This is a genomic window from Spirosoma gilvum (assembly GCF_054776815.1).
Map to the genome: position 1 here is coordinate 59,677 of NZ_BAAHBH010000008.1, position 20,544 is coordinate 80,220.

Sequence of the window (20,544 nt, forward strand, 5' to 3'; positions counted from 1 at the left end):
GGAAAACTATTAATAGTCCATTACTTTCGGAAGTTTTTCGCGGACGAACTGGTCGGTCGCTTCCGAAAACAACTGTATGAATTTATCGGCTTCGCTGCCATAGGCTTTCCCTTCGGCGGTTTTGTTGAGCGCCTGGTCGAAGTCGTCGACAATGTCCAGTTTCACGTCGGATTCCCCGCCGAATAGTCCCCGCTTCTTTGGCTCAAAGCCGCGTACGGTATGGCCGAGGTTTGCCGCATCGAGCAAAAACGGCTCAAACGACCGTTTGTTCTCGCGCATCTCGGAAAGCCATTGCCGGAAAGCCGCGTCGAAATTTTTGACACTGTTAAAAAACGACGAGTTCAGGAACGACGACGAAATGGTTGGATTGGCTTTCGACCACTGTACTGTACCGGCTGCCTGCCGAAGCCGCTGGCTCAGGTAGGTGCTGAACAAAGCCATTTTCGACAAGGGCAAATTAATCTGTTGTTTGGTCGGTGCTGCCAGATGCCCCAACTGAATGCTAATGCTATCCTGTTCAATACCAAATTCTTTGAAAACCGGATTCACAGGTCGACCGTTGCTGACGGCCAGGCTACTATCATCGGTGTTCATGAAATCGACAATGGCCAGTGCCGACGCCATTTCAACAAAATGGGCTTCGTTTTTCTGCCCGCCCGCACCCGGATCATAAGTGTAGGCTTTCGTCTGGTCATCGCCAATGTAGTAGAGCGTATTGACCGACGGGTTCACGCCCTTCTGGTAGTAGTTCAGAGCCGCTTTGGTTTTAGCAATGAACGAGGCCGGGTCAATCAGTTTGTTCTCATTGGTAGTCAGGCTGAAATACGGCATCACCGTAACGGCGCCGATTTTGGCATCGCGCAGGAAGGCTGGATTTGGAATCTGCCCAATAGCCTGCGCTCCCCGGATGTTTTTCAGCAGGATTGGAAAACCGGCCGCGCCCGTTCCACCAAAGATGGAACTGACGATAAAGATCCGGTCGTTGGCGCCAAAGTTTTCAGCAAAAGCCTGGAACACATCTGAGTAGCGAAACTGGTTCAGAACCGTACTGCCGATGTTGGGATTGCCAACGAAACCAATGTCCATTTTGGTTTCCAGATTTTCTTCTGAAAACAGCAGACTGGCAAAAGCTTTGGCGGGCGCATCGAGCCCTTCGTAATTGATGTAGTCCCGGAATTTTTCCTGCTGAACGCCCTGAAGTTCAAAAACATAGGTGTCGGCAATGGTCGCGTTGCCACCGATGGAGCGATTCAGTGTTTTAATTTCGGTACTGAAAAAGCCCGATGTTGGCTTGGTTTGCAGGTTCGCCCGGATGTTGCCGTACTCGCGCAGCAGGTCTTTGGTCCGCAGCAGGTCGTCGTTGGTAGCGTGGGGGTCCAGCACAATCGGAATGACCTCGTCGGTATTGTTGAGCTTCACGCCAGAGGCCAGCAGAAACGTAAGCGCTTTAAGCACCCGCGAACCCGTTCCGCCAATAGCAAAGACAAATAGTTTAGCCATATTTTTAATGTTAGGCTCCTTTTTGTCATTCCGACGTCAGGAGGAATCTCAAAGTTGTGTAATAGTCAAGCTTGAGATTCCTCCTGACGTCGGAATGACAAAAAAAGAGCTATTTAGAAGGCCACAACATGGGCCGGTGTTTGGCATTTTTACTGAAATTTTTCATCACCATCGAAATGATGAAGAAGATAACGGCCGTCAGCAGGGCCATTTCGAAGGCGTAACTTAGGAAGACACTGATGCCCTGATCGAAGAGGGTACCCTGGTTAGGATCGGCTTCGTCGCGGGGTATTTCCTGTCCTTCTTTCTGATAGCAGGTAACCAGCGAAATAATGAATAGCAGCAGTGAGCTGACACCCATCATCAATAGCCAGTTGCCCATGCCACTGAAACTTACTCTGTTGAATGGCCAGATGTAGAAGGCGAAGGCGACCACAAAGGCAATGCCGATGGCCGTCAAGGTGAGGGGCGATAGCAGTTCTTCCTGATACAGGTCTTCCAGCAACGCACTGTTGACAAACAGATTGTAAAAGTTATAGAGGGATTCTTCCATAAGTTTAATGATTGAGTGATTGAGCGAATGAGTGATTGAGTGAATAAAACGTGCGTCAGCTATTCACTCAATCACTCATTCGCTCAATCACTCAAGGTTAATTGTTAACGTAAAATAGTCGGTTTGGTTATTTGGGTTGTAGGCGCGTTCGACACCTTGTAATAGGTTTTGGATGCCAAAGGTCGAACTGGCGTCGGGCGAGGCATCGTTGGTTGTGTTGGTGTTTTCGATCCAGCGGGGAGGGAATTCCCGGCGCAGGCGAATGGTAACGGTTCGTTTGCCACGGGCTGGTTTATCGGTCGTTAGGAGCAATTTGTGGGTAGTGCCATTGGCTCCGGCGTAGGTTTGTACCGACGTGACCCGGAAGTTGTCTTTGCCTGATACGTCATATTGGCTGGCATTGGTTAGCAATGAAGTGGGTACACGCAAGGCTGATAAATCGACCGCTACCGGGATCGTTAAACTTTTGTCGGCTACGTCGGGCTGAATATCGGTGAGGGCATGAACAGCTTTGTCATGATTGCGCACTTCTTCGTTCGACCGTTTGAAGCGACCTTTCCGGGCAGGATCATTGACCAGAACGCTGTAGAAGGGCGTAACAGCCTTTGTATCACGGCCAAAGAACCACGATTCCTGATAACCGGGCAATTCGTTGAACTGGCGAATAGTCTGGTAGGTTTGATCCTGATACAGCCGTTGCATGGCCTCGTTGCGACCGATCAGGCAGAGGTAATAGGGCCGTTCGCCCGTGTACTTTTTCTTGGCGTTGTTCCAGCTATAATATGTGCCATCGAAGTCGGCTTTGAGTTTGATCACCAGCATCGAATGCGTATTGGCGTACGGGTTGAATACCGTAGTCAGCAGCGAACTGGCGGCATCGAGGGTTTTCTGGGCGCTCATGCCCGTCAGACTGGGGTCGGAGTAGATCAGGTCGGAAACCAGGATGCTCAGGTCGTCGCCAGAGGTGTTCTGGAGAATGTCGCTGAAAATCTTTTCGAAGTCCGTACTGGTTGTTTTGCCCTTCGTTTTGGCAACGGTAAAAATGTCTCTCTCCTTAAAAAACTGCGACAGCGACAGGCCCAGGTCGTTAACTTCGGTATTGACCACGAATAGTTTCCCCTGATTGGGGTTGACCGCATCGAACTCTGTTAGTACATCGTTGAGCGTGCGTTTGAACATCCCGTTACCACCTGGCGCATCGTAGGGAAACATGCTGCCGCTGGCTTCCAGATAAAGCTTGAGCCGTAGTGGTTTGCCGGCTACCGTACCACCTGATAGGTTCAGGGTAGGGGTTTTACCATCTTTCGCCAGTTTACGGTACGCGCGATTTCGTTTGATATACGCCACCAGTGCCGACTCATCCAGTTTCCCGTCGGGCGTAATCAGGATACTGGTTTTTTTATCTTTACTCAACGCTTTACTCTCCTGGCCAATGTAGACCCGTAGGGCATCAGCTTCTTCAACATCGACGGTATTATCTTCCAGCGCATCGCTGATCTGGCTATCGAGTTGATCGGCCGAGCTGGAGCAACCTGCCAATCCACCAAGCGAAGCAACAGCAAACAGCAATGCGCAAAAACGGGTGTAAATCATGAACAGTTGTTTAATGGTTAGCTACGAATAGGGGAGCCGCTATTTGCCCAAAGTTCACCCACATTCTCTTTCCCTGAGCGAGCTACCTTTAAAATTTCTTAAAATTCTATACAACGTAACGAAGAGACCATCCATTTTATGTCAATCGGTACAGTTAAACGATGAACGGACGTTTACCTTTGTGGCTGCTGTAGCGTGGACGGATAGTCCGCGTAGCCGAAGGCTAAGTTGTAGAGACCATGTTTAGCCTTCGGCTACGCGGACTATCCGTCCACGCTACAACAAGCTATGAATTAACTCTTGTCATGACGTTTCGCCATTTTGTTTTTGCCCTTTTGCTGGCTCTCCCGTTTTTTCTGCAAAACTGTGCGCAGGTTGCCCAACCGCCTGGTGGTAAGAAAGATACGCTGGCGCCTAAGCTGGTGAGTAGTATTCCGTCGGCCCGACAATTGAATTACGATGGCAAGACGGTGGAACTTGAATTTGATGAGTACGTCAACAGCGAGAATCTTCAGCAAAAAATTACGATTACCCCGCAGGATAGCAATACCTACGTCGTAAAATCACTGCCCAAAGGCATACGACTCAATTTTAACAAACCCTTTCTAAAGAACACAACCTACACCATCGACTTCGCTGATGGGATCAAAGACATTACCGAACGGAACATAGCGAAGGATACCAAAGTGGTATTTAGCACCGGCTCCGTGATCGATTCGCTGTATCTGAGGGGGAATGTGGTTGATGATGAGAGCCGCCAGCCCTTGTTGAGTTTTGTTGTTGGCTTGTTTGCGTCAACCGATACCCTGCCCATCAACCGGAAGCGCCCTCAATATTTTGCCCGGACCGACAGCAATGGCAACTACCGCATCGAAAACGTAAAGTCGGGACTCTATAAAGTGTATGGGTTCGATGATAAGGATTTGAATCTGGTCAACAACACGCCGGGGGAGCGGGTCGCTTTTCGGGATAGCGTATTGAACCTGAACCGAAACTATACGGACGTCAATCTGGTGGCGTTTCGGGGCTATGGCAAACCGCGTATCAGCCGACGCGAGCGCACCGACGAAACCCTTGGCCTGGAACTGAGTAGCGGTATTGCCAGCTACAAACTACGCTTTGGTCGGCCTGTATCCACATCGGCCGTATCCACGTCGGCCATTTCTACGACCGCTACTTCGACATCAGCCACTTCAACTACGGCTACATCTACCACAGTGGCTAGTTCATCATCAAGCGACTCGTTGGTCTCGTTTCTGGAAAGCCCAAAGATGATTCGGTTGTTTAGGCCGGCCAACCGGGCTGCCGACGATACCATTCACGTAACGATCATGGCTGAAGACTCGGTCGGTAATGTGACAGAACTGCGCGAGCGCATCTATTTTTCTCCCCTGAAAACCAGGGCTAAAAATCGGGCTGGTCTGGCTGTGCAGGTGTCGCCACCATCGGGCGAACCGATCGACAATAATCTGGAGTTTACGCTGACCTTCAATAAGCCGATTCTACGCTTTACTACGAATCAAATTATCATTGGTCCCGATAGCACTAAACCGTTTCAACTGACTCCGGCTGATTTAGTCTGGAGCAATAATTTTTCGCGGCTGGTCATCGCCCGAAAAACGAACCTGCGCGATAGTGTGCTGTTCAGGCTGCAAAAAGGCGCGTTTATCAGTGTACAGGGTGATACACTGGCCCGATATTCGGCCCGGTACACCATTGCTGAAGAGGATAGTTATGGACTCATTGCTGGGCGTGTCAGTCCCGCAACGGTAGGGTCGGCTGGTACTAATATCATTATTGAACTCCTGGACGACAAGTACAAAGTGATTCGATCGGTTTATGGAACACCTGCTTACAGCTTTGGACGACTAAAACCGGGTTTATATCGTGTCCGGCTGATTATTGACAGCAATGGCAACCGAAAGCGCGACATCGGCAATGTGCAAAAAAGCATCCAGCCCGAACGCATTGTCTACGCACCCGGCACTGAAGAAAATGGAACCATCCGCGTCAAACAGAACTTCGAACTAACCGATATTGATTTTTGACCGGCTTATTTATTGCTTTTTCAAACTTTGTTATGACCGATATTGAAAAGCGTAAGATAGAGCTATCAGAAAACGGTTTTTCGGTCGTTGATAGCATCTATTCAGAAGATGAAGTACAAACTATTTTGACGGCTATCAACAGTATTGACACGTCAAGAGATAATTTTAGGAAATCGAACGACTTATTTGCTATCCGACAGTTTTTAAAAGAAATACCTACAGTTTTTGATTTAATTTTTACGGATAGACTAAAATCTATTATTCGACAAGTTATTGGTGATGATTTTTTTGTAGTTAAAAGTATTTATTTCGATAAGCCTGAAACGTCAAATTGGTATGTGCCCTATCACCAGGATTTGACCATATCGGTCGACAAAAGGGTTGAACAGATAGGCTACGGACCCTGGACAATCAAACAAAACCAATTTGCTGTACAGCCCCCACTAGACATTCTAAAAAATATTACAACAATCAGAATTCACCTTGATGATACAGATGAAAATAATGGAGCGTTAAGAGTTGTACCGAAATCACATTTAAAGGGAATTTATAGACCAACAACTATAGATTGGACAGAAGAGACTGAAAGGACTTGTTGTGTACGACAAGGTGGAATTATGTTAATGAAGCCGTTGATTTTACACAGTTCTAGCAGAACATTCAACAATAAGAGAAGGCGGGTAATCCACATCGAATTTTCGAATGAAGAGCTACCTGCTGTTATTCAATGGGCAGAGCGAATAAACTTAAACTAACTCGTCGCTCGATTGTTCGTTCTGCCAACTTCCGGCTAAAGAGAAAAAGCTGTCTTCTGCCTTTGCCAATTCTTCCAGACTTTGCGATTCTTCCCGATAAGTGACCTGAAGACGTTTGGCCAGTTCAACGAAAAGTTGGTAATCGGCTTGACTTTTGGGCTCCAGAATGAGTGTCATAATACAATTGACGAGTGGTTTATAGCTAAACTTAACAAATTTATTTTCCTGCTGAGTTCTTCATTCTCGACTTTATCTTGGGAATAACCGTAAAATGGGACAGGCGCTGAACCTATCCCATCTACTCATGTATACACGCATGACGGTTATCCTTTCTTAACGGCATCAAATTTACCTTCGCCATTGAAGAAAACGTAGTAAAGCGTTTCGCCCGCTTTAATCACGACGGTATAACTGGTCGGCTTGCCATCTAACAACACCACAACGCCTTTCATAAATGTCCAATTTGGATACGTTTTAGTTAGATAGTCAGTGATGGCAGCGGGCAAATCCTTATCGGTGGAGATGGCCTTTTCTTCTACTTTTGGGGTAGACTTATTGCTTAGTACTTTTCCATCGGCGTCGAACGTAATTTCGTAACGTTTTCCTTCTTTGCTGACCACAACCACATAGGTTTTCTGGCCATTCACAGTGATCATTACCCCTTTCTCGAAAGTGTAACCTGTCAGAAAGGTAATGGCAGCCGGTGGTAATTCATTAATCGATTTTAGTTCGGTGGTAGTGGGCGGAGTCGTGGAACTGGATCGGATGAGCTTGCCATCGTTGTCGAAAAGCAATTCATAGATGGTCGATCCTTTTGTAGCGATCACCAGATACGTTTTTTTATTGTCTTTATCCACCGAGGCTACGCCTTTTGCAAAGGTCAATTCATTGTCACGTAGGTATTGAGCGGCAGCCGCTGGCAAGTCCTCCGCTTTGGTGATGGGGAAGGTCTTTGTCGTTTCTGAAGCTCCGGTTGAGGAGGTTACGGGTTGTTTAAACTCCAGAAACAAGGTGCCATTGGCGTCGAAAATGAGCGTCACTTCTTCTTTTTCGCCCCGTAATAGTACTTTGTAGGCTTTCTGATTATTGTACTCCCCTTCGCCGACGGCCACAATCTTATACGTTGGGTAGGTCTTTTCGATATAGGTTTTGGCAGCAGCCGGTAGTGTTGCTGAGGAAACGCCTGTCGTATTATTCGTACTACCGACAGCGTAAGACTCCAGAATGGCACCGGTTATCTTGACTTTTACCTGATGCTGTATTGTCTGAATAGTAAAATCAGACTCCCAGATATTTCCTTTGTCGATTTCGGTAAACTGTATGTTGCTGGCTGTTGGATAGGTGCTCTTCACTGCCTGAACAACGACAGCCGGAACACCCGAAAACTCGCTGGAAGCATTGGACTGAACCTCCTGATGCTGACAGGCTTCTAACCCGAATAAGCTCAGTAAAAGCAGAAAGAAGCTAATCTTTTTCATCGAATGGTAGGTTATAGTTGGTTTATAAATTATCTGGAGATGATCCAGGCTACTCGCTTTCAGGTAGTTAAGCTATGTTGAAAATAGAATAAACGCAAGAGATAATTTGATTTTTGTCGGTCAGGCTCCTTACAGACGAATGATTCATGTACAGCTGTACAAGTATTTTATTAACACGACTTCATTTCCATAATCACCGATAATTTGCCGGATGCCCCGTACCTTTGCACCCAGAATAAGCGTACTGTAGAAACCTGCCCATACTATGTCAGTAAAGCCCAAAAAAGAACTTGGTCAGCACTTTTTGAAAGACCTTAGCATTGCGCAACGCATTGCCGAACTACTAACCGGGCATGGTGGCTACCAGAAAGTGCTTGAAATTGGGCCGGGGATGGGCGTACTGACGCAGTTTTTGGTGAACGATACTCGTTTTGAAACCTACGTTATCGAGATTGATCGCGAATCGGTCGATTATTTGAAACAGCATTTCCCTGCTCTGGAAGGCCGGATTCTCCCGTCCGATTTTCTGACGATTCGACCCGATTTACTCCCTACAAAACAACCGGACAGTACGGAGCCTTTTGCCGTAATTGGTAACTTTCCGTACAATATTTCGACCCAGATTCTCTTTAAAGTACTGGACATGCGCGATCGTGTGCCTGAAGTAGTGGGTATGTTTCAGCGGGAAGTAGCGCAGCGGGTAGCGTCGGGGCCGGGCAACAAAGATTACGGTATTTTGAGTGTGTTGCTTCAGGCCTGGTACGACATTAAATATGAATTTACCGTTGATCCAGAGGTATTTAATCCGCCCCCCAGAGTGTATTCAGGCGTTATTTCGCTCCGTCGGAATGATAAAACCGAATTGGGTTGTGATGAAAAGAAATTTGTACAGGTGGTCAAACACGGGTTCAATCAACGCCGGAAAACCCTCCGAAATGCGCTAAAACCTCTGGGCCTGACCGAAGCCGCCCTGTCCAGCCCTTACCTCGAAAAACGTGCCGAGCAACTCAGCGTGGCACAGTTTGTGGAACTAACGAATTTAATGAGCGAAAGAGCGAAAGAGTGAAAGGCCGGGCTGGCGCTCCAGCGAAAAGCTTTCCTTGTAATATCACTCTTTCGCTCTTTCACTCTTTCGCTCTTTTAAGTCGTGACTTTCGAACTCACCAAAGAATACCTGGAACGAATTCAGTCGGCCATCGATGCCGGGGATGATACCCTGTTGCGGGCGGAGATGGAAGAGCTGTTTCCGGCTGATATTTCGGGGATTCTGGATGAGTTGGAACCTGGATCAGCGCATTACCTGCTGAGTTTGCTAGATAAATCGGTTGGGGCCGAAATCCTGGCTAATCTTGATCCAACGGAACGTACCAATCTGCTAAAGCTATTTACCTCCGAGGAACTGGCACCGTTTATTAACCAGATGGATTCGGACGATGCCGTTGACTTGCTCAATGAACAACCGATTCAGGTGCGGGAGGAAGTCATGGGGTTGCTGGAAGACCGCGAACAGGCTCGGTTCATCCTGGACCTGCTGCACTACGAAGATGGCGTGGCAGGCAGTCTGATGCAGAAGGAGCTGATCAAGATCAACGTTAATCTGACGGTGAATGCCTGCATCGAGGAAATTCGCAAACAAGCCGAAGACGTCGAAAACGTGTATGCCGTTTATGTGGTCGACGATGTAGGCAAGCTGCTTGGTTTGGTATCACTGAAGAAGATTGTGCTGGCCCGTAAGAATGCAAAAATTGCCGACATCTACGATGAAGATGTGGTGTTTGTCGAAACCTACCGGCCCGTTGATGAAGTGGCCGAAGTAATGCAGAAATATGACCTGGATGCGGTGCCGGTCGTCAATGTACAGCAACGGCTACTTGGCCGGATTACAATCGATGACGTCGTGGACGTGATTACCGAACAGGCCGAAGAGGATATTCAGGTGATTTCGGGTTTGTCGGGTGAGGTTGAAGAGGACGACAACGTCTGGCAACGGTCGAAAGTACAATTACCCTGGCTGGTGGCTGGGGCTGTGGGGAGTTTGCTGGCGGCAACGGTCATTAACGGATTTCAAAGCGAACTTGGCAAAGTAGCTGCTTTAGCTGCGTTTATCCCAATTATTGGATCGACCGGTGGAAATGTAGGTATTCAAACATCCTCGCTCATTCTGCAAAGTCTGACGGATTCAACGGGTTTGAGTATGACCATGGCCAAGCGATTGTTGCGTACACTGCTGGTCGCGATCATCAATGGATTGGTGGTTGGCCTGATCGCCGGGACGTATACATTCATTATTGGCGAACCCCGGCTGTTTTTTGTGGTCGCCACATCGTTGCTGGCGGTGGTTCTGCTGGCATCGTTTATGGGTACCGTTACTCCTTTGTTACTCAATCGAATAGGCGTTAATCCGGCGGTAGCGTCCGGGCCGTTCATCACCACGGCCAACGACCTGATTGGTATCGGTGTCTATTTCCTCATCGCCCAGTGGTTATTGGCTGAAGTCTAATGGTGGCTAATTGAAATCTGCCTCAGTTAAGCCAGACTGTCGGACAATTGATCGGAATGTACCGTTTGGCATTTCTTTTCTTCCTGTCGGTACAATAACTGTACGCGTAGGATTGCCCAATTTTCGATACTTTGCGTGACTACCCTTTCTGCGAAACAAATAAAAAACCATTCCGAACCAGAATGGCTACAATATGAGCTGACGAATACAACTTAGGCATACCTAATGTGGGCGTCAACGATCTCAGGGTCAATTACTGAAGGCAGTTCGCCAAAAGGTTGATCCTCAAAATATAAGGACAAAGCTTCGTCTAAATTGTGTAAGGCTTCTTCCCGTGTCTCGCCGAAACTTGATACGTCTACCACCAGGCACTGAGCAACGAAATAGCTTCCTTCTTGCCAGACAATACTTTTTAATGTAGTTTCCTGCATTTAATTAAGATTCGTTTCTGTAAAGATACAAAAAACCTTTATAGGATATATTTAACGTGCAGGGGCTAATATTATGACAATTCGATTTGCGACTCCGGTAGATGCGCCTGCTATTCTGGCCATCTATGCGCCGTATATTACCGATACAACCATTACGTTTGAATACGATGTGCCGTCGATCGATGAGTTTGCCGGCCGTATTCGAACTATCCAGCAACAACTGCCGTATCTGATAGCGGAGGTCGATGGGCGAGTGCTGGGGTATGCCTATGCCTCAAAACATCGCGACCGAACGGCCTATCAATGGTCGGTCGAGACGTCGGTATATATACATCCTGATGGGCACCGGCAAGGCATTGCCCGCCAGTTATATACTAAGCTATTTGATTATTTGCGCCAGCAAGGGTATTACAACGCCTATGCGGGGATAACCTTACCGAATCCGAAGAGTGAAGCATTCCACCAGTCGTTGGGGTTCGAGCCGGTTGGGGTTTATCGAAATATTGGGTACAAAATGGAGGCCTGGCATAGTGTTGCCTGGTTTCAGCTAACCTTACAACCCTATCAAGTAAACCCGCCTGTTCCGGTAGCGATAGGAGATATAGAACGCTGATTCTTATGATCGTTATGATTTACACGGATCTTAACAAATCATAAGAATCATAATTATCTGCCGGTCCGCCGGTATGGTTCTATCAGTTATTGCCTGATGCCTTTCAGGTATTTGTCCAGGAACTCTTTTACTGCCTTATAAGCCGTGATTTCGTTTTCCTTTTTCACAAAACCATGCCCTTCGTTGGGGAACGTGACGTACTCAACAGGAACGCCATTTTTCTTAACATTGGCGACAATTTCGTCCGATTCAATTTTCAGGACACGAGGGTCATTGGCTCCCTGAATCACGAGCAGCGGTTTTTTGATTCGCTCGGTGTGGAATAACGGCGATTTGTTGTACAGGGCAACCGAATCCGTTTTGGGGTGCCCAATTTCTTTAAACATCGCGTCGCGCTGAGGTCCCCACCATTCGGGCATGCTGTTCAACGTCCGAATCCAGTTGGCCACACCAAAAATATCGACCCCCACGGCAAATTCATCGGGAGTGAAAGTAAGCCCGGCTAGGGTCATATACCCGCCGTACGAACCACCCATGATGCCGATTTTAGCGGAGTCAACATAGCCGGTTGATGTCAGAAATTTCTTCGATTCCACGCAGTCTTTCAGGTCTGCATCGCCATGTTTTCGATCATCAGCCGCGTAGAACGTTTTGCCGTAGCCCGAACTGCCCCGATTGTTGACCGCCAGCACCACGTACCCATTGTTGACCAGGTACTGTATCAGCGGTGAATAGGTCAGCCGTGTTTGACCGCCCGGTCCGCCGTGAATCGATAGGATGGCTGGAAGTTTATTACCTGATTGCACCTCTTTGGGTTTGTACAACAAGGCTGGAATTTCCATCCCATCGAACGATTTGTAGCGAATTACTTCTCCCGAAACCAAATCATCCGCATTGATTTCAGGATTGAGCCCTTTGACCAGAGGGGTAGCCTTGCCCGACTTTAAATCGTAGGAATAGAGCGTTGCTGGTGAATTAGAGCTGTTGACAAAGAAAATCATTCGATCTTCGCTATCCGTAATGCTTACTCCTGTAATGTCGCCACTGGGTAAGGCAGCTAATTTAACCGGCTGGTTCGTACGGTTATCGATGATTTTGAGTTCGGTTCGGGCGTCATTGTTGACAGACAAAACCCGGTAGCGACCCCGATACGAGAGATAATCGCTCGAAATATCCCAGTTGGCTTTGTCCAATACCGTTTTTTGTCCCGTTGCCAGATCGTAGGCATTCACATACGAGAACTCAGCATTTTCGTTGGTCGAAATCAGCAGCTTTTTACCGTCGGGTGTAAAGCCAGCAGCACCATTGCTTACGTCGCCGGTATGTTTGGTAAGAAGTTTGGTTTCTTTGGTTTGCGAGTCGTACAAATAGGCGTCGCTATTCGTTGTAGTGATGGTTTTGGTAAGGGACAGGTAGCGTTTGTCAGGCGATACGTCGCCGGGGAAGAAGCCCCCCGGATTTTCGAAGAGGAGTTTAGGGGTTAGTGTCGCAATATCCATTTCGTACACGTCGAACGCAGCCGCATTTCGCTGATTCGATTCGTAGAAGAAACTCTTGCGGTCGTGGCTGAGGCCGTTAAATTGAAATTTGGCTTTTTCGGCTGGGGTAAGATCTTTTATCGTGCCATCCTTTTCGCGTAAGTAGATGTGCGTTAGTTCGTTTCCGCCCTGGTCACTGCTGTACAGGATTCTGCCGTCGGGTAAGTAGCCGATGGCAAAAATGGCGTTCGTTTTTGAGAAGGTTAGTTGTTTAGGCTGATCACCGCCATTAAATGGCATTTCGTAGAGATTGAACACGCCATCCTGATTGCTGCTGTACAATACCCGTTGTTCGTCGGGCGAAATATCCGACCCACCGAAGCGAATCGTTTTCATGAACTGCTCAATTGTGTATTTACGAACGGCGGTAGGTTTAGGAGCCGGAGTTGCTCGTAGCTCAGGCAGACCTACACAAAGGCTGATTAGCAAAAAGAGGTGCCTGTAAGATAGTGTTTTCATGGGAAAAATGGTTGATGAGAAATGAATGGGCAGGTTCGCCAGGTACGTGACATATATCCTCAAATTTGGCAATAATAGTCTAACGAAAGTAATTGAAAGAGAAGTTTTTAGGAATTGGATGCTTTCCAGAATTCTGTCCGAGGAGTATCTCAATGTTAAGCATTTGTTAACATTGAGATACGTGATATAATATGATTGTAACGTTGCCTACTTTTGTGCGTAATTCTACTTAGAGAATTACCGTAACAAGTCATAGTTGTGAATCGAGTAAAACTTAGTACTGCACTGACGGTCAGCCTGTTCTTGGCTTTCGCCGGACGCACGCTGGCGCAAACGTCACTTACTCCATCGACTCCAACCGGAACCTGGCTGATTGGCACCTTAGTGCTGCCGGGTGGCGAAAAAAAATGGGGTGGTTTTGCCGAAGTACAGGCCCGGAGCAATGGCGTTTTTCAGCAATTCTTCTACAATGAACTGAAAGGAGGCATCAGTTACGATGTAGATAAAAATTTCTCGCTGATGGTAGCAGGAGGACGATATGCCACCTACGATTATCAGGATTTATCGGCTGGTCCGCTCAATACCGAGAAACGTTTATGGCAGCAATTGACCGTCAATCAGTACCTGTCGAGGTTGAAATTTGAGCATCGGTACCGCATAGAACAGCGCTGGTTTACCTACCGTGATGGTAGTACACCCTTTCGAAATCGAATCCGATACCGATTCAATACGTTCATTCCGATCAATAAGCACACCATTACGGATAAAACGCTCTTCCTGTCGATCTACGACGAGATATTCCTGAACCCGGTTGGGCCTGTATTTGAGCGGAACCGATTTTATGTAGGCGCAGGCTATCAGTTCGATTCGCACTGGATTGTGCAGGTTGGGGCTGTCAACCAAACCAATTATAACCCGGCTACCTTCGAAAGCGGTGTGTTTTCTCCACAAACAGCTACGGGTAAAAACAATCTCGTTATTGGGCTGATCTATCGACTAAAACGCCATAGCAATTCAGAAAAACTGCCTACCCAGCCTGATTAGGCGCTATTCGTAGGTTGATTGTTGCGCCCGAGTGATACAAAACTCGTGAATACCGTCCGTTGCCTGATAAGCAATCCGTAGTCCGTAGCTGTCGCAGATTTGCCGGACAATGGACAGACCCAGCCCTACCGAATCGGAGCCGGTACTTTCTTTTTTGAATCGTTCGAAAAGCCGTTTGGGATCGGTAACCAAGGCTCCACCCGTATTGCGCAGACATAGCTGATCGGTGCTGGAAAGTAACTCAATTCGACCGTCGGGCTGGTTATGTTTGATGGCGTTGTTGACCAGATTCGTTACCAGACTATCGGCCAGTGCGGTCGGTAAATTGACGTCGAACGGCGCTACGGGGCCAATCTGTATCGATAACCGTTTGAACGACAGTACTTCCTCCATGTCGGTCAGTTTTTCGATCAGTAAGCTGGCTATATCAATTACCTGACTGTCGTTGAACTGCCGATTTTCGATTTTCGCCAGGAGCAGTAACCCCTGATTCAGTCGGGAAATCCGACGGGACGCCTGGTAAATGGTTTCGATCCAGTGCGTTTGCACTTCAGAAAGTTGCTCTGTTTGAATCAACTGCTCGACTTTGGCATTGATCAGGGCGAGAGGTGTCTGAATTTCGTGCGATGCATTTTCGGTGAATTCCTTTAGACTGCGATAGTCCTGTTGCATTTTGGCCGCCATTTTCTGGAGCACGTCGTTCAGTTCCGTAAACTCCGTAATTTCGGTTTGGCCTAATTCCAGCGTTGGATTATTCGTAAGATCGAAGCGTTTGATCCGGGACAGGCTATCGTAAAAAGGGTGCCAGAGCTGCCCCGACAATCGTCGCTGGAACCAGAACATGCCCAACAACAGTAAGCCCAGAAAAACGACCATCGTGGCCGTAATGACCTCGATAAGTCGATAGGTCTGAATCAGCGACTTACGGATCGAAACCCGGTGCATAACCCCATGAATTGGTTCATAAAACGTCAGCTGGCGAAACGGTGTCAGTTCATGATCGTACCGGTTAAGAATCAGTGTATCCCTGAAGGACTCGCCAACCGATTGACGTTTGCTGACGGGTACTACTTCGATCTTATTCTCCACAAAATAGGGGCTGCTCGACCAGTTGTTATGCGCCCGCACATAGGTCTCAAAGTCGCGCCGTTCGACTCGCAACCGGCTTTCTACTTCGTCGTAAATCAACAACCGGATAATCTGATAAAAAGCCAGGGCCGTCAGCAGGTAAATGACCAGCGAGAAAGTTAGATAGATCCGGTTGGTTTTGGCGAGCAGTTTCAAGGCTGACTGAATTTATAGCCGATACCGTAGATTGACTGAACATAGTCGGCAGCGCCTTTTTCCAGCAGTTTCCGGCGCAGGTTTTTGATGTGCGAATACACCATATCGAACGAATCGGCTGAGTCGATGTTGTCGCCCCAAAGGTGTTCAGCAATGGAAGCTTTGGTCAGTGCCACATCGACGTTCGAGAGAAAATACAGCAATAAGTCATACTCTTTTCGTGACAGTGTCGTGAGTTGGCCGTTTACAAACACTTTCCGCGTTTGGGGCACAACGACAAGCTCCTGAAACCGAATTTCGGTATGCCCGCCAAACTGCCGTCGGCGCATCAACGATTTTACACGGGCGTTGAGTTCAGACAGATGGAAGGGCTTGGTCAGGTAGTCGTCGGAGCCAATTTCGAGCCCTTTGAGCTTATCTTCTAGCGTATTACGAGCCGATATGATGATGACGCCCGTAGTAGCCATAAGCCGTTTCAGCATTTCGATTAGCTGAAAGCCATTGCCATCGGGGAGGGTCAGGTCAACAATCACACAGTCGTAGGTGTAAAGATGGATCTTTTCTTCGGCGTCGTGGAATGTGGCTACGGTTTCGCAGATATACCCATCTTTTACCATGTAATCGGTAATACTCTCAGCCAGCCCCTGTTCATCTTCAATCACCAGTACTTTCATCCCATTGTCGACTCGTTGCTGATACGAAAGTACATGGCAATGTTGGAAAGATTCTGGAAGATTGGTTTAAACAGGAGACGCAGCGTATACAGAGTATATTGTAACGCGGGTGGAAACCCGCGATTATCAACCGGATAGCGCGGGTGGAAACCCGCGTTACAATATACTCTGTGTTTCATTCTAAATCTGCGTATCGGCGAAGCACACCATCGCTTTGTGCAGGAAGGCAGCGTATTCGGGATTTTCCTTACCGTTCTGGCTGGTAAATCGTGGATCGTCGATGTACAGTTGCGCGAGCCCTTTATAGGCTTTAGCCATATCTTTCGACTGGCAGGCTTCTTCACCCCAAAAGCCACGGATGTTGGCGTAATGCCGGGCTATCTGTTGCTGTACTGCTGGGCTGGTCGGGTCCTGATTGACCATGCTGGCCAGTTTCTGCGCAATATTTTGCTGGTCGGCTTTTAACTGCTCAAACCCTGCTTTACCCATTCCCTGTAATTTGGCCTCACTGTCTTCAACGGCTTTGGCGCCGTACTTCTCAATGGCTTCCTGTCGGTATTCCTTACCTTTCGGGAAGCCTTCGTATAACTCTTCGTTGGTTAGCATGACTCGTTCTCCTTTTAAGGTTGAAATTGTTTTATCAATCGTCACCAATAGCTTTGATAGTCGATATTGCCGGGCCTGCAGAGCCAGCTTATGACTTTCGAGTGCTTTCAGCGTGTCAAATTCGGGGTCTTCCAGAATATGGAGAATCTCCTCGAGTGAGAAATCCAGTTCCTTGTAAAAGAGAATCTGCTGCAGTCGGACCAACTCCTTGTCGCCATACAGCCGGTACTTAGCCTCGGTACGTACTGATGGTTTTAACAGACCCAGCCGGTCGTAATGATGAAGTGTGCGCACACTCACGCCCGCCAGTTTTGCCAGCTTATTGACCGAATACTGTCGCATAAAAACACCTGCTTTGATTGACGCAGGCAAATGTAGACTATGACGTAAGGGGAGAGTCAAGGAAAATTTTGACTTTTTTTACAATTACACTTGTCAGGTCTCTTTAGCGTCTTACCTGATCGTATTTATCGTTGTGAGCAAGCGAAGGGCTGCTGGGATTTATCGCTGTTTTCGGGCGTTTTATCCCTCAAATTCGACGGTTAATCAATTTATGGTAGGAGTAGATGGACCGATCAATCATTTTTGTACCCTCCCTTCCAACAGTAAACAACAACTACCATGAAATTCAAACACTGCTTACTACTCAGTCTGATTCTGTCGTCATTAATGATTGGCTCCCTCATGGCTCGTAGCATCAAAGCCCAGCATAAAGCGACCGCAGCCCTGCATCAATCGCATAAATAAGCCTGTATTGACAAAGAACCAATAGTAATAGTACGACCCCGACAGGATCGAATGTTTATAGCCAGGCGGTTTTTCTATAGACATTCGACCCGTCGGGCCGTACTGGTTATGGTCAATGCTCTACTTAGCCAAAGCGGGTCGGGGAAGACGGTTAACGAGCCAAAGGCAGAATAGTGCGTTGAAGATCAAGGTGAATGGGATCACCGAAATATTCTTGAAGAACAGAATGATCGCCCATTCCGACGATTGATCGGAAATAAGCTGACGAGCTTTTAGGGTGATGTACAGACAGGTTTCGTAGGCAATGTGGTCGATCAGCTTGTTGAACAGAAAGGCAATGACCGAAAACACGACCAGATTAACCAGTAAGGCGCCCCATTTCGTTCGAAGTTTTTGAAGAGCCAACCGCCAATTCTGCTTCCGGCCCTGTTTGTTGGTGATGATCTGGACTAGCCGCGTTGCCCCAGCCCGGATATTGGTAAGCCCCAATGCGTACAGAAAAATCAGAATTCGGGCCGACTCCACAACAACTTCCAGTAAGCCATGCGACAAGGGGCTAATAGGTCCAAACGCTTTCAACTGAATGGCTCGTCCAACAGCCGCAATCAGCCCCAGGCTAAATATAAATCCAAAGTTTTTTTTACAGAACTGAATTGTTTCGATGGTCCAGTCGAGAGCTTTGAGGAGGTTTGGAGGAATAGTCATCAGGCAAATCGGTTATGGACGTTGTTCTCGCCCTGTTCATTATTATTTACCTATAAAAGAATTGATGGTCAGTAAATTACTGATGGATAAGGATGAATGGCACTGGGCTTCTCATTAAATAAACTGCGAGGACGCGATGGCGCAAAAAAGTAGTCGATTTATACTTTTTTGCGCCATCGCGCCCTCGCAGTTTACTAGCAAAAAATTAGGCTAGCGTAGCGTCGACGCTGATGGTGGTGTTGAACAGCTTCGAGATGGGGCAGTTATGCTCAGCATGATCAACCAATTCGTCGAACTTTGCTTTGTCCAGACCCGGTACTGCGGCCGTAAGTGTCAGTTTTGAGCTGGAAATACCACTGTCTTCGAGCGTGATGGCACATTTAACATCCAGCGAATCGGCGGCAAAACCGGCCTGCTGAATATTGAAGGCCAGTTGCATGGCGAAACAACCTGCATGGGCAGCCGCTACCAGTTCTTCGGGGTTGGTGCCGACTCCATCGGCAAACCGGGTGTTGAACGAATATTGAGTTTTGTTCAGAACGGTACTAGCGGTGGTTAGGTCTCCTTTTCCGTCTTTTCCGGTTCCAGTCCAGTGAGCAGAGGCATTGCGTACGATTTTCATGAGCGTAAGTTTTAGATTGTTTCGTGATTTGTTTTTTGATGCCTCAAAGGTAGCCGGGCACTTTTTGTCAATTTTTCACCTATGTTAAAAAGAGAAGAGAATACAGAACACGGATTTTTATGATGATTATGAAAGCTGTATAAACTTTTCAAATTTCGTTAAAGCTGGGTCGCTTTTTTGTCATGCTTCGTTCCTCAGCATGACAAAAGCACACACTTTCGATTTTTCTTTAAAAGTTTAAACAGGTTCATGATTTATTAAGATCCGCGTACATCATAAGAGTCATAATAATCGGCGTTCTATTGAAACTAGCTAATGGCCCATGTCTGTCACGAAACACACTTCCTTACACCAGCATTTACAGCAATTCGCCAAACTCTCCGAAGACGATCTGCAGCTAGGCGATCCGTTCTGGACTGTCAGAACCATAGCCAGACACGAGTATTTTAATTTTCAGAACTCGGTATGTCGGCAGGTAGGGTTTATTCTGAAAGGAATTTTTCGGGTCTACTACATCGATCCTCGAACGGAACAGGAACATAACCTCTATTTTATTCCCGAGTACGCCTTTCTGACTTCGCTAAAAAGCCTGCTGACAAAAACGACCTGCCCATATCTGATTGAAGCGCTGGAAGATGCCGAGTTGCTGGTGATCGACTATGACCATCTGCAGCAGTTGTATGCACAATCGCACGGATGGGAGCGTTTCGGGCGTTTGCTGGCCGAGCAGTATTTTATGTTCAACCAGGCCCGTTCGGAAAGTTTGCTGACCCAATCGGCCGAAGAACGATATATGGATTTATTGACGAATTACCCAAGTATTCTGAATCGGGTATCGCTGGGGCATATTTCTTCCTATCTGGGTATTAAAGGCCCGTCACTCAGCCGCATCCGGGCTCAGGTAGCGCATAAATAGAATGCTGACAAATTGTGCTTTTTCGGTTAAGAAATGAGAAAAGTCTAAAAATAAATCGGCCTGGATCTGCCGTAGCAAACCAGGCCGTATTTCTATATACAGAACTAAACTTGTGCCAATGGCTTTTTGCCGAAATTCACTGGCTTATTCCTCGTCTTTGTCGGCTTCGGCATGACCATGAATATAGCCACCGGGCAATTCTTCCTGATCTTCTAAAGGCGTATTTCCGGGTTCGTGCTGCCCTTCCTGACGCTGGCCAGACTCGTTATTATCGTTCATGTTTCCTCCCTGTTCTGCTTCGCCCCCTGGCGAATACCATCTAACCGTTTTCATATTTGTTTGATTTGTTTAGGACTATATCCTGTAAACCGTTTAAAGCGGATGAAGTTTGTAACTGATAGAATTTAGTCGATTCGCAAACGCAACATTGACAACCTGAACCAAGCTACGACGGCTTAATTGTTAAAATTCAATATAG

General features: G+C 47.4%; 23 protein-coding genes. 8 read left to right on the forward strand and 15 right to left on the reverse strand.

All coding sequences use genetic code 11. The annotated features are described in order from the left end of the window. Nucleotides 1-9: 9 nt before the first annotated feature. The 3 genes from ACYVFD_RS20795 to ACYVFD_RS20805 form a co-directional block, all read right to left on the reverse strand. Nucleotides 10-1,500: a hypothetical protein gene (locus tag ACYVFD_RS20795; protein WP_461092424.1), complete on the reverse strand. Its 1,491-nt coding sequence runs from the start codon at nt 1,498-1,500 to the stop codon at nt 10-12. A 109-nt stretch (nt 1,501-1,609) separates the two neighbouring features. Next, on the reverse strand, nt 1,610-2,053 hold the full coding sequence (locus ACYVFD_RS20800; RefSeq protein WP_461092425.1) for a hypothetical protein: 444 nt from the start codon (nt 2,051-2,053) through the stop codon (nt 1,610-1,612). A gap of 87 nt (nt 2,054-2,140) precedes the next feature. Continuing rightward, nucleotides 2,141-3,646: a hypothetical protein gene (locus tag ACYVFD_RS20805; protein ID WP_461092426.1), complete on the reverse strand. Its 1,506-nt coding sequence runs from the start codon at nt 3,644-3,646 to the stop codon at nt 2,141-2,143. A gap of 305 nt (nt 3,647-3,951) precedes the next feature. On the opposite strand from ACYVFD_RS20805, the gene ACYVFD_RS20810 reads away from it, so the two are divergent. After that, entirely contained in the window at nt 3,952-5,694 is a 1,743-nt protein-coding gene (locus tag ACYVFD_RS20810; RefSeq protein ID WP_461092427.1) for an Ig-like domain-containing domain, read from the forward strand. After that, the gene (locus ACYVFD_RS20815) at nt 5,691-6,449 is read left to right on the forward strand and encodes a phytanoyl-CoA dioxygenase family protein (RefSeq protein WP_461092428.1); all 759 of its coding nucleotides are present in this window, start codon (nt 5,691-5,693) and stop codon (nt 6,447-6,449) included. The genes ACYVFD_RS20810 and ACYVFD_RS20815 overlap by 4 nt, the downstream gene beginning before the upstream one ends. Here the strand turns inward: ACYVFD_RS20815 and ACYVFD_RS20820 are convergent. Continuing rightward, the gene (locus tag ACYVFD_RS20820) at nt 6,441-6,626 is read right to left on the reverse strand and encodes a hypothetical protein (protein WP_461092429.1); all 186 of its coding nucleotides are present in this window, start codon (nt 6,624-6,626) and stop codon (nt 6,441-6,443) included. The genes ACYVFD_RS20815 and ACYVFD_RS20820 overlap by 9 nt on opposite strands. Nucleotides 6,627-6,772: 146 nt before the next feature. After that, nucleotides 6,773-7,927 carry a PepSY-like domain-containing protein gene (locus tag ACYVFD_RS20825; protein WP_461092430.1) on the reverse strand — a complete coding sequence of 385 codons (1,155 nt, stop codon included), beginning with the start codon at nt 7,925-7,927 and terminating at the stop codon, nt 6,773-6,775. A gap of 265 nt (nt 7,928-8,192) precedes the next feature. Between ACYVFD_RS20825 and rsmA the strand changes: the two genes are divergently transcribed. Together rsmA and mgtE are read left to right on the forward strand one after the other, a co-directional pair. Then, the gene (rsmA, locus tag ACYVFD_RS20830) at nt 8,193-8,993 is read left to right on the forward strand and encodes a 16S rRNA (adenine(1518)-N(6)/adenine(1519)-N(6))-dimethyltransferase RsmA (protein ID WP_461092431.1); all 801 of its coding nucleotides are present in this window, start codon (nt 8,193-8,195) and stop codon (nt 8,991-8,993) included. Nucleotides 8,994-9,074: 81 nt separating this feature from the next. Further along, nucleotides 9,075-10,427, forward strand: a complete 1,353-nt coding sequence (gene mgtE, locus ACYVFD_RS20835; RefSeq protein WP_461092432.1) for a magnesium transporter — start codon at nt 9,075-9,077, stop codon at nt 10,425-10,427. A gap of 6 nt (nt 10,428-10,433) precedes the next feature. Here the strand turns inward: mgtE and ACYVFD_RS20840 are convergent, their stop codons facing one another. After that, nucleotides 10,434-10,598 carry a type II toxin-antitoxin system HicA family toxin gene (locus ACYVFD_RS20840; RefSeq protein ID WP_461092433.1) on the reverse strand — a complete coding sequence of 55 codons (165 nt, stop codon included), beginning with the start codon at nt 10,596-10,598 and terminating at the stop codon, nt 10,434-10,436. 41 nt (nt 10,599-10,639) lie between these two features. Beyond that, the gene (locus ACYVFD_RS20845) at nt 10,640-10,858 is read right to left on the reverse strand and encodes a type II toxin-antitoxin system HicB family antitoxin (protein ID WP_461092434.1); all 219 of its coding nucleotides are present in this window, start codon (nt 10,856-10,858) and stop codon (nt 10,640-10,642) included. A gap of 73 nt (nt 10,859-10,931) precedes the next feature. Between ACYVFD_RS20845 and ACYVFD_RS20850 the strand changes: the two genes are divergently transcribed. Beyond that, nucleotides 10,932-11,471: an arsinothricin resistance N-acetyltransferase ArsN1 family B gene (locus ACYVFD_RS20850; RefSeq protein ID WP_461092435.1), complete on the forward strand. Its 540-nt coding sequence runs from the start codon at nt 10,932-10,934 to the stop codon at nt 11,469-11,471. Nucleotides 11,472-11,557: 86 nt separating this feature from the next. On the opposite strand, the gene ACYVFD_RS20855 is transcribed toward ACYVFD_RS20850, so the two are convergent. Next, nucleotides 11,558-13,468 (reverse strand): S9 family peptidase, encoded by a 1,911-nt coding sequence (locus ACYVFD_RS20855; protein ID WP_461092436.1) that lies wholly within the window; start codon nt 13,466-13,468, stop codon nt 11,558-11,560. 258 nt (nt 13,469-13,726) lie between these two features. Here ACYVFD_RS20855 and ACYVFD_RS20860 point away from each other — a divergent pair, with 258 nt between their 5' ends. Next, on the forward strand, nt 13,727-14,512 hold the full coding sequence (locus tag ACYVFD_RS20860) for a DUF2490 domain-containing protein (protein WP_461092437.1): 786 nt from the start codon (nt 13,727-13,729) through the stop codon (nt 14,510-14,512). A 3-nt stretch (nt 14,513-14,515) separates the two neighbouring features. Here ACYVFD_RS20860 and ACYVFD_RS20865 read toward each other — a convergent pair whose 3' ends face one another. The 4 genes from ACYVFD_RS20865 to ACYVFD_RS20880 are packed head-to-tail and all read right to left on the reverse strand — an operon-like array spanning nt 14,516 to nt 17,418. After that, the gene (locus tag ACYVFD_RS20865; RefSeq protein WP_461092438.1) at nt 14,516-15,796 is read right to left on the reverse strand and encodes a sensor histidine kinase; all 1,281 of its coding nucleotides are present in this window, start codon (nt 15,794-15,796) and stop codon (nt 14,516-14,518) included. Next, complete coding sequence (locus tag ACYVFD_RS20870) at nt 15,793-16,470, reverse strand: response regulator transcription factor (protein WP_461092439.1); 678 nt, start codon at nt 16,468-16,470, stop codon at nt 15,793-15,795. The genes ACYVFD_RS20865 and ACYVFD_RS20870 overlap by 4 nt, the downstream gene beginning before the upstream one ends. Further along, nucleotides 16,467-16,649 (reverse strand): hypothetical protein, encoded by a 183-nt coding sequence (locus ACYVFD_RS20875; RefSeq protein WP_461092440.1) that lies wholly within the window; start codon nt 16,647-16,649, stop codon nt 16,467-16,469. The genes ACYVFD_RS20870 and ACYVFD_RS20875 overlap by 4 nt, the downstream gene beginning before the upstream one ends. Before the next feature lies 1 nt (nt 16,650). Then, complete coding sequence (locus ACYVFD_RS20880; RefSeq protein WP_461092441.1) at nt 16,651-17,418, reverse strand: MerR family transcriptional regulator; 768 nt, start codon at nt 17,416-17,418, stop codon at nt 16,651-16,653. A gap of 279 nt (nt 17,419-17,697) precedes the next feature. Between ACYVFD_RS20880 and ACYVFD_RS20885 the strand changes: the two genes are divergently transcribed. Beyond that, nucleotides 17,698-17,823: a hypothetical protein gene (locus ACYVFD_RS20885; protein WP_461092442.1), complete on the forward strand. Its 126-nt coding sequence runs from the start codon at nt 17,698-17,700 to the stop codon at nt 17,821-17,823. A 120-nt stretch (nt 17,824-17,943) separates the two neighbouring features. Here ACYVFD_RS20885 and ACYVFD_RS20890 read toward each other — a convergent pair whose 3' ends face one another. Together ACYVFD_RS20890 and ACYVFD_RS20895 are read right to left on the reverse strand one after the other, a co-directional pair. Next, nucleotides 17,944-18,528: a hypothetical protein gene (locus ACYVFD_RS20890; protein ID WP_461092443.1), complete on the reverse strand. Its 585-nt coding sequence runs from the start codon at nt 18,526-18,528 to the stop codon at nt 17,944-17,946. 205 nt (nt 18,529-18,733) lie between these two features. Further along, on the reverse strand, nt 18,734-19,150 hold the full coding sequence (locus ACYVFD_RS20895; RefSeq protein ID WP_461092444.1) for an OsmC family peroxiredoxin: 417 nt from the start codon (nt 19,148-19,150) through the stop codon (nt 18,734-18,736). Between the two features lie 322 nt (nt 19,151-19,472). Here ACYVFD_RS20895 and ACYVFD_RS20900 point away from each other — a divergent pair, with 322 nt between their 5' ends. Then, entirely contained in the window at nt 19,473-20,066 is a 594-nt protein-coding gene (locus tag ACYVFD_RS20900) for a Crp/Fnr family transcriptional regulator (RefSeq protein WP_461092445.1), read from the forward strand. A 144-nt stretch (nt 20,067-20,210) separates the two neighbouring features. On the opposite strand, the gene ACYVFD_RS20905 is transcribed toward ACYVFD_RS20900, so the two are convergent. After that, nucleotides 20,211-20,399 carry a hypothetical protein gene (locus tag ACYVFD_RS20905; protein WP_461092446.1) on the reverse strand — a complete coding sequence of 63 codons (189 nt, stop codon included), beginning with the start codon at nt 20,397-20,399 and terminating at the stop codon, nt 20,211-20,213. Between the last annotated feature and the right edge of the window lie 145 nt (nt 20,400-20,544).

Excerpts from the sequence above, each read along its gene's own strand:
- ACYVFD_RS20795 (WP_461092424.1), bottom strand. The coding sequence starts at position 1,500 with ATGGCTAAACTATTTGTCTTTGCTATTGGCGGAACGGGTTCGCGGGTG.
- ACYVFD_RS20800 (WP_461092425.1), bottom strand. The coding sequence starts at position 2,053 with ATGGAAGAATCCCTCTATAACTTTTACAATCTGTTTGTCAACAGTGCG.
- ACYVFD_RS20805 (WP_461092426.1), bottom strand. The coding sequence starts at position 3,646 with ATGATTTACACCCGTTTTTGCGCATTGCTGTTTGCTGTTGCTTCGCTT.
- ACYVFD_RS20810 (WP_461092427.1), top strand. The coding sequence starts at position 3,952 with ATGACGTTTCGCCATTTTGTTTTTGCCCTTTTGCTGGCTCTCCCGTTT.
- ACYVFD_RS20820 (WP_461092429.1), bottom strand. The coding sequence starts at position 6,626 with ATGACACTCATTCTGGAGCCCAAAAGTCAAGCCGATTACCAACTTTTC.
- ACYVFD_RS20825 (WP_461092430.1), bottom strand. The coding sequence starts at position 7,927 with ATGAAAAAGATTAGCTTCTTTCTGCTTTTACTGAGCTTATTCGGGTTA.
- rsmA (WP_461092431.1), top strand. The coding sequence starts at position 8,193 with ATGTCAGTAAAGCCCAAAAAAGAACTTGGTCAGCACTTTTTGAAAGAC.
- ACYVFD_RS20840 (WP_461092433.1), bottom strand. The coding sequence starts at position 10,598 with ATGGTTTTTTATTTGTTTCGCAGAAAGGGTAGTCACGCAAAGTATCGA.
- ACYVFD_RS20845 (WP_461092434.1), bottom strand. The coding sequence starts at position 10,858 with ATGCAGGAAACTACATTAAAAAGTATTGTCTGGCAAGAAGGAAGCTAT.
- ACYVFD_RS20850 (WP_461092435.1), top strand. The coding sequence starts at position 10,932 with ATGACAATTCGATTTGCGACTCCGGTAGATGCGCCTGCTATTCTGGCC.
- ACYVFD_RS20855 (WP_461092436.1), bottom strand. The coding sequence starts at position 13,468 with ATGAAAACACTATCTTACAGGCACCTCTTTTTGCTAATCAGCCTTTGT.
- ACYVFD_RS20870 (WP_461092439.1), bottom strand. The coding sequence starts at position 16,470 with ATGAAAGTACTGGTGATTGAAGATGAACAGGGGCTGGCTGAGAGTATT.
- ACYVFD_RS20875 (WP_461092440.1), bottom strand. The coding sequence starts at position 16,649 with ATGAAACACAGAGTATATTGTAACGCGGGTTTCCACCCGCGCTATCCG.
- ACYVFD_RS20880 (WP_461092441.1), bottom strand. The coding sequence starts at position 17,418 with ATGCGACAGTATTCGGTCAATAAGCTGGCAAAACTGGCGGGCGTGAGT.
- ACYVFD_RS20885 (WP_461092442.1), top strand. The coding sequence starts at position 17,698 with ATGAAATTCAAACACTGCTTACTACTCAGTCTGATTCTGTCGTCATTA.
- ACYVFD_RS20890 (WP_461092443.1), bottom strand. The coding sequence starts at position 18,528 with ATGACTATTCCTCCAAACCTCCTCAAAGCTCTCGACTGGACCATCGAA.
- ACYVFD_RS20895 (WP_461092444.1), bottom strand. The coding sequence starts at position 19,150 with ATGAAAATCGTACGCAATGCCTCTGCTCACTGGACTGGAACCGGAAAA.
- ACYVFD_RS20900 (WP_461092445.1), top strand. The coding sequence starts at position 19,473 with ATGTCTGTCACGAAACACACTTCCTTACACCAGCATTTACAGCAATTC.
- ACYVFD_RS20905 (WP_461092446.1), bottom strand. The coding sequence starts at position 20,399 with ATGAAAACGGTTAGATGGTATTCGCCAGGGGGCGAAGCAGAACAGGGA.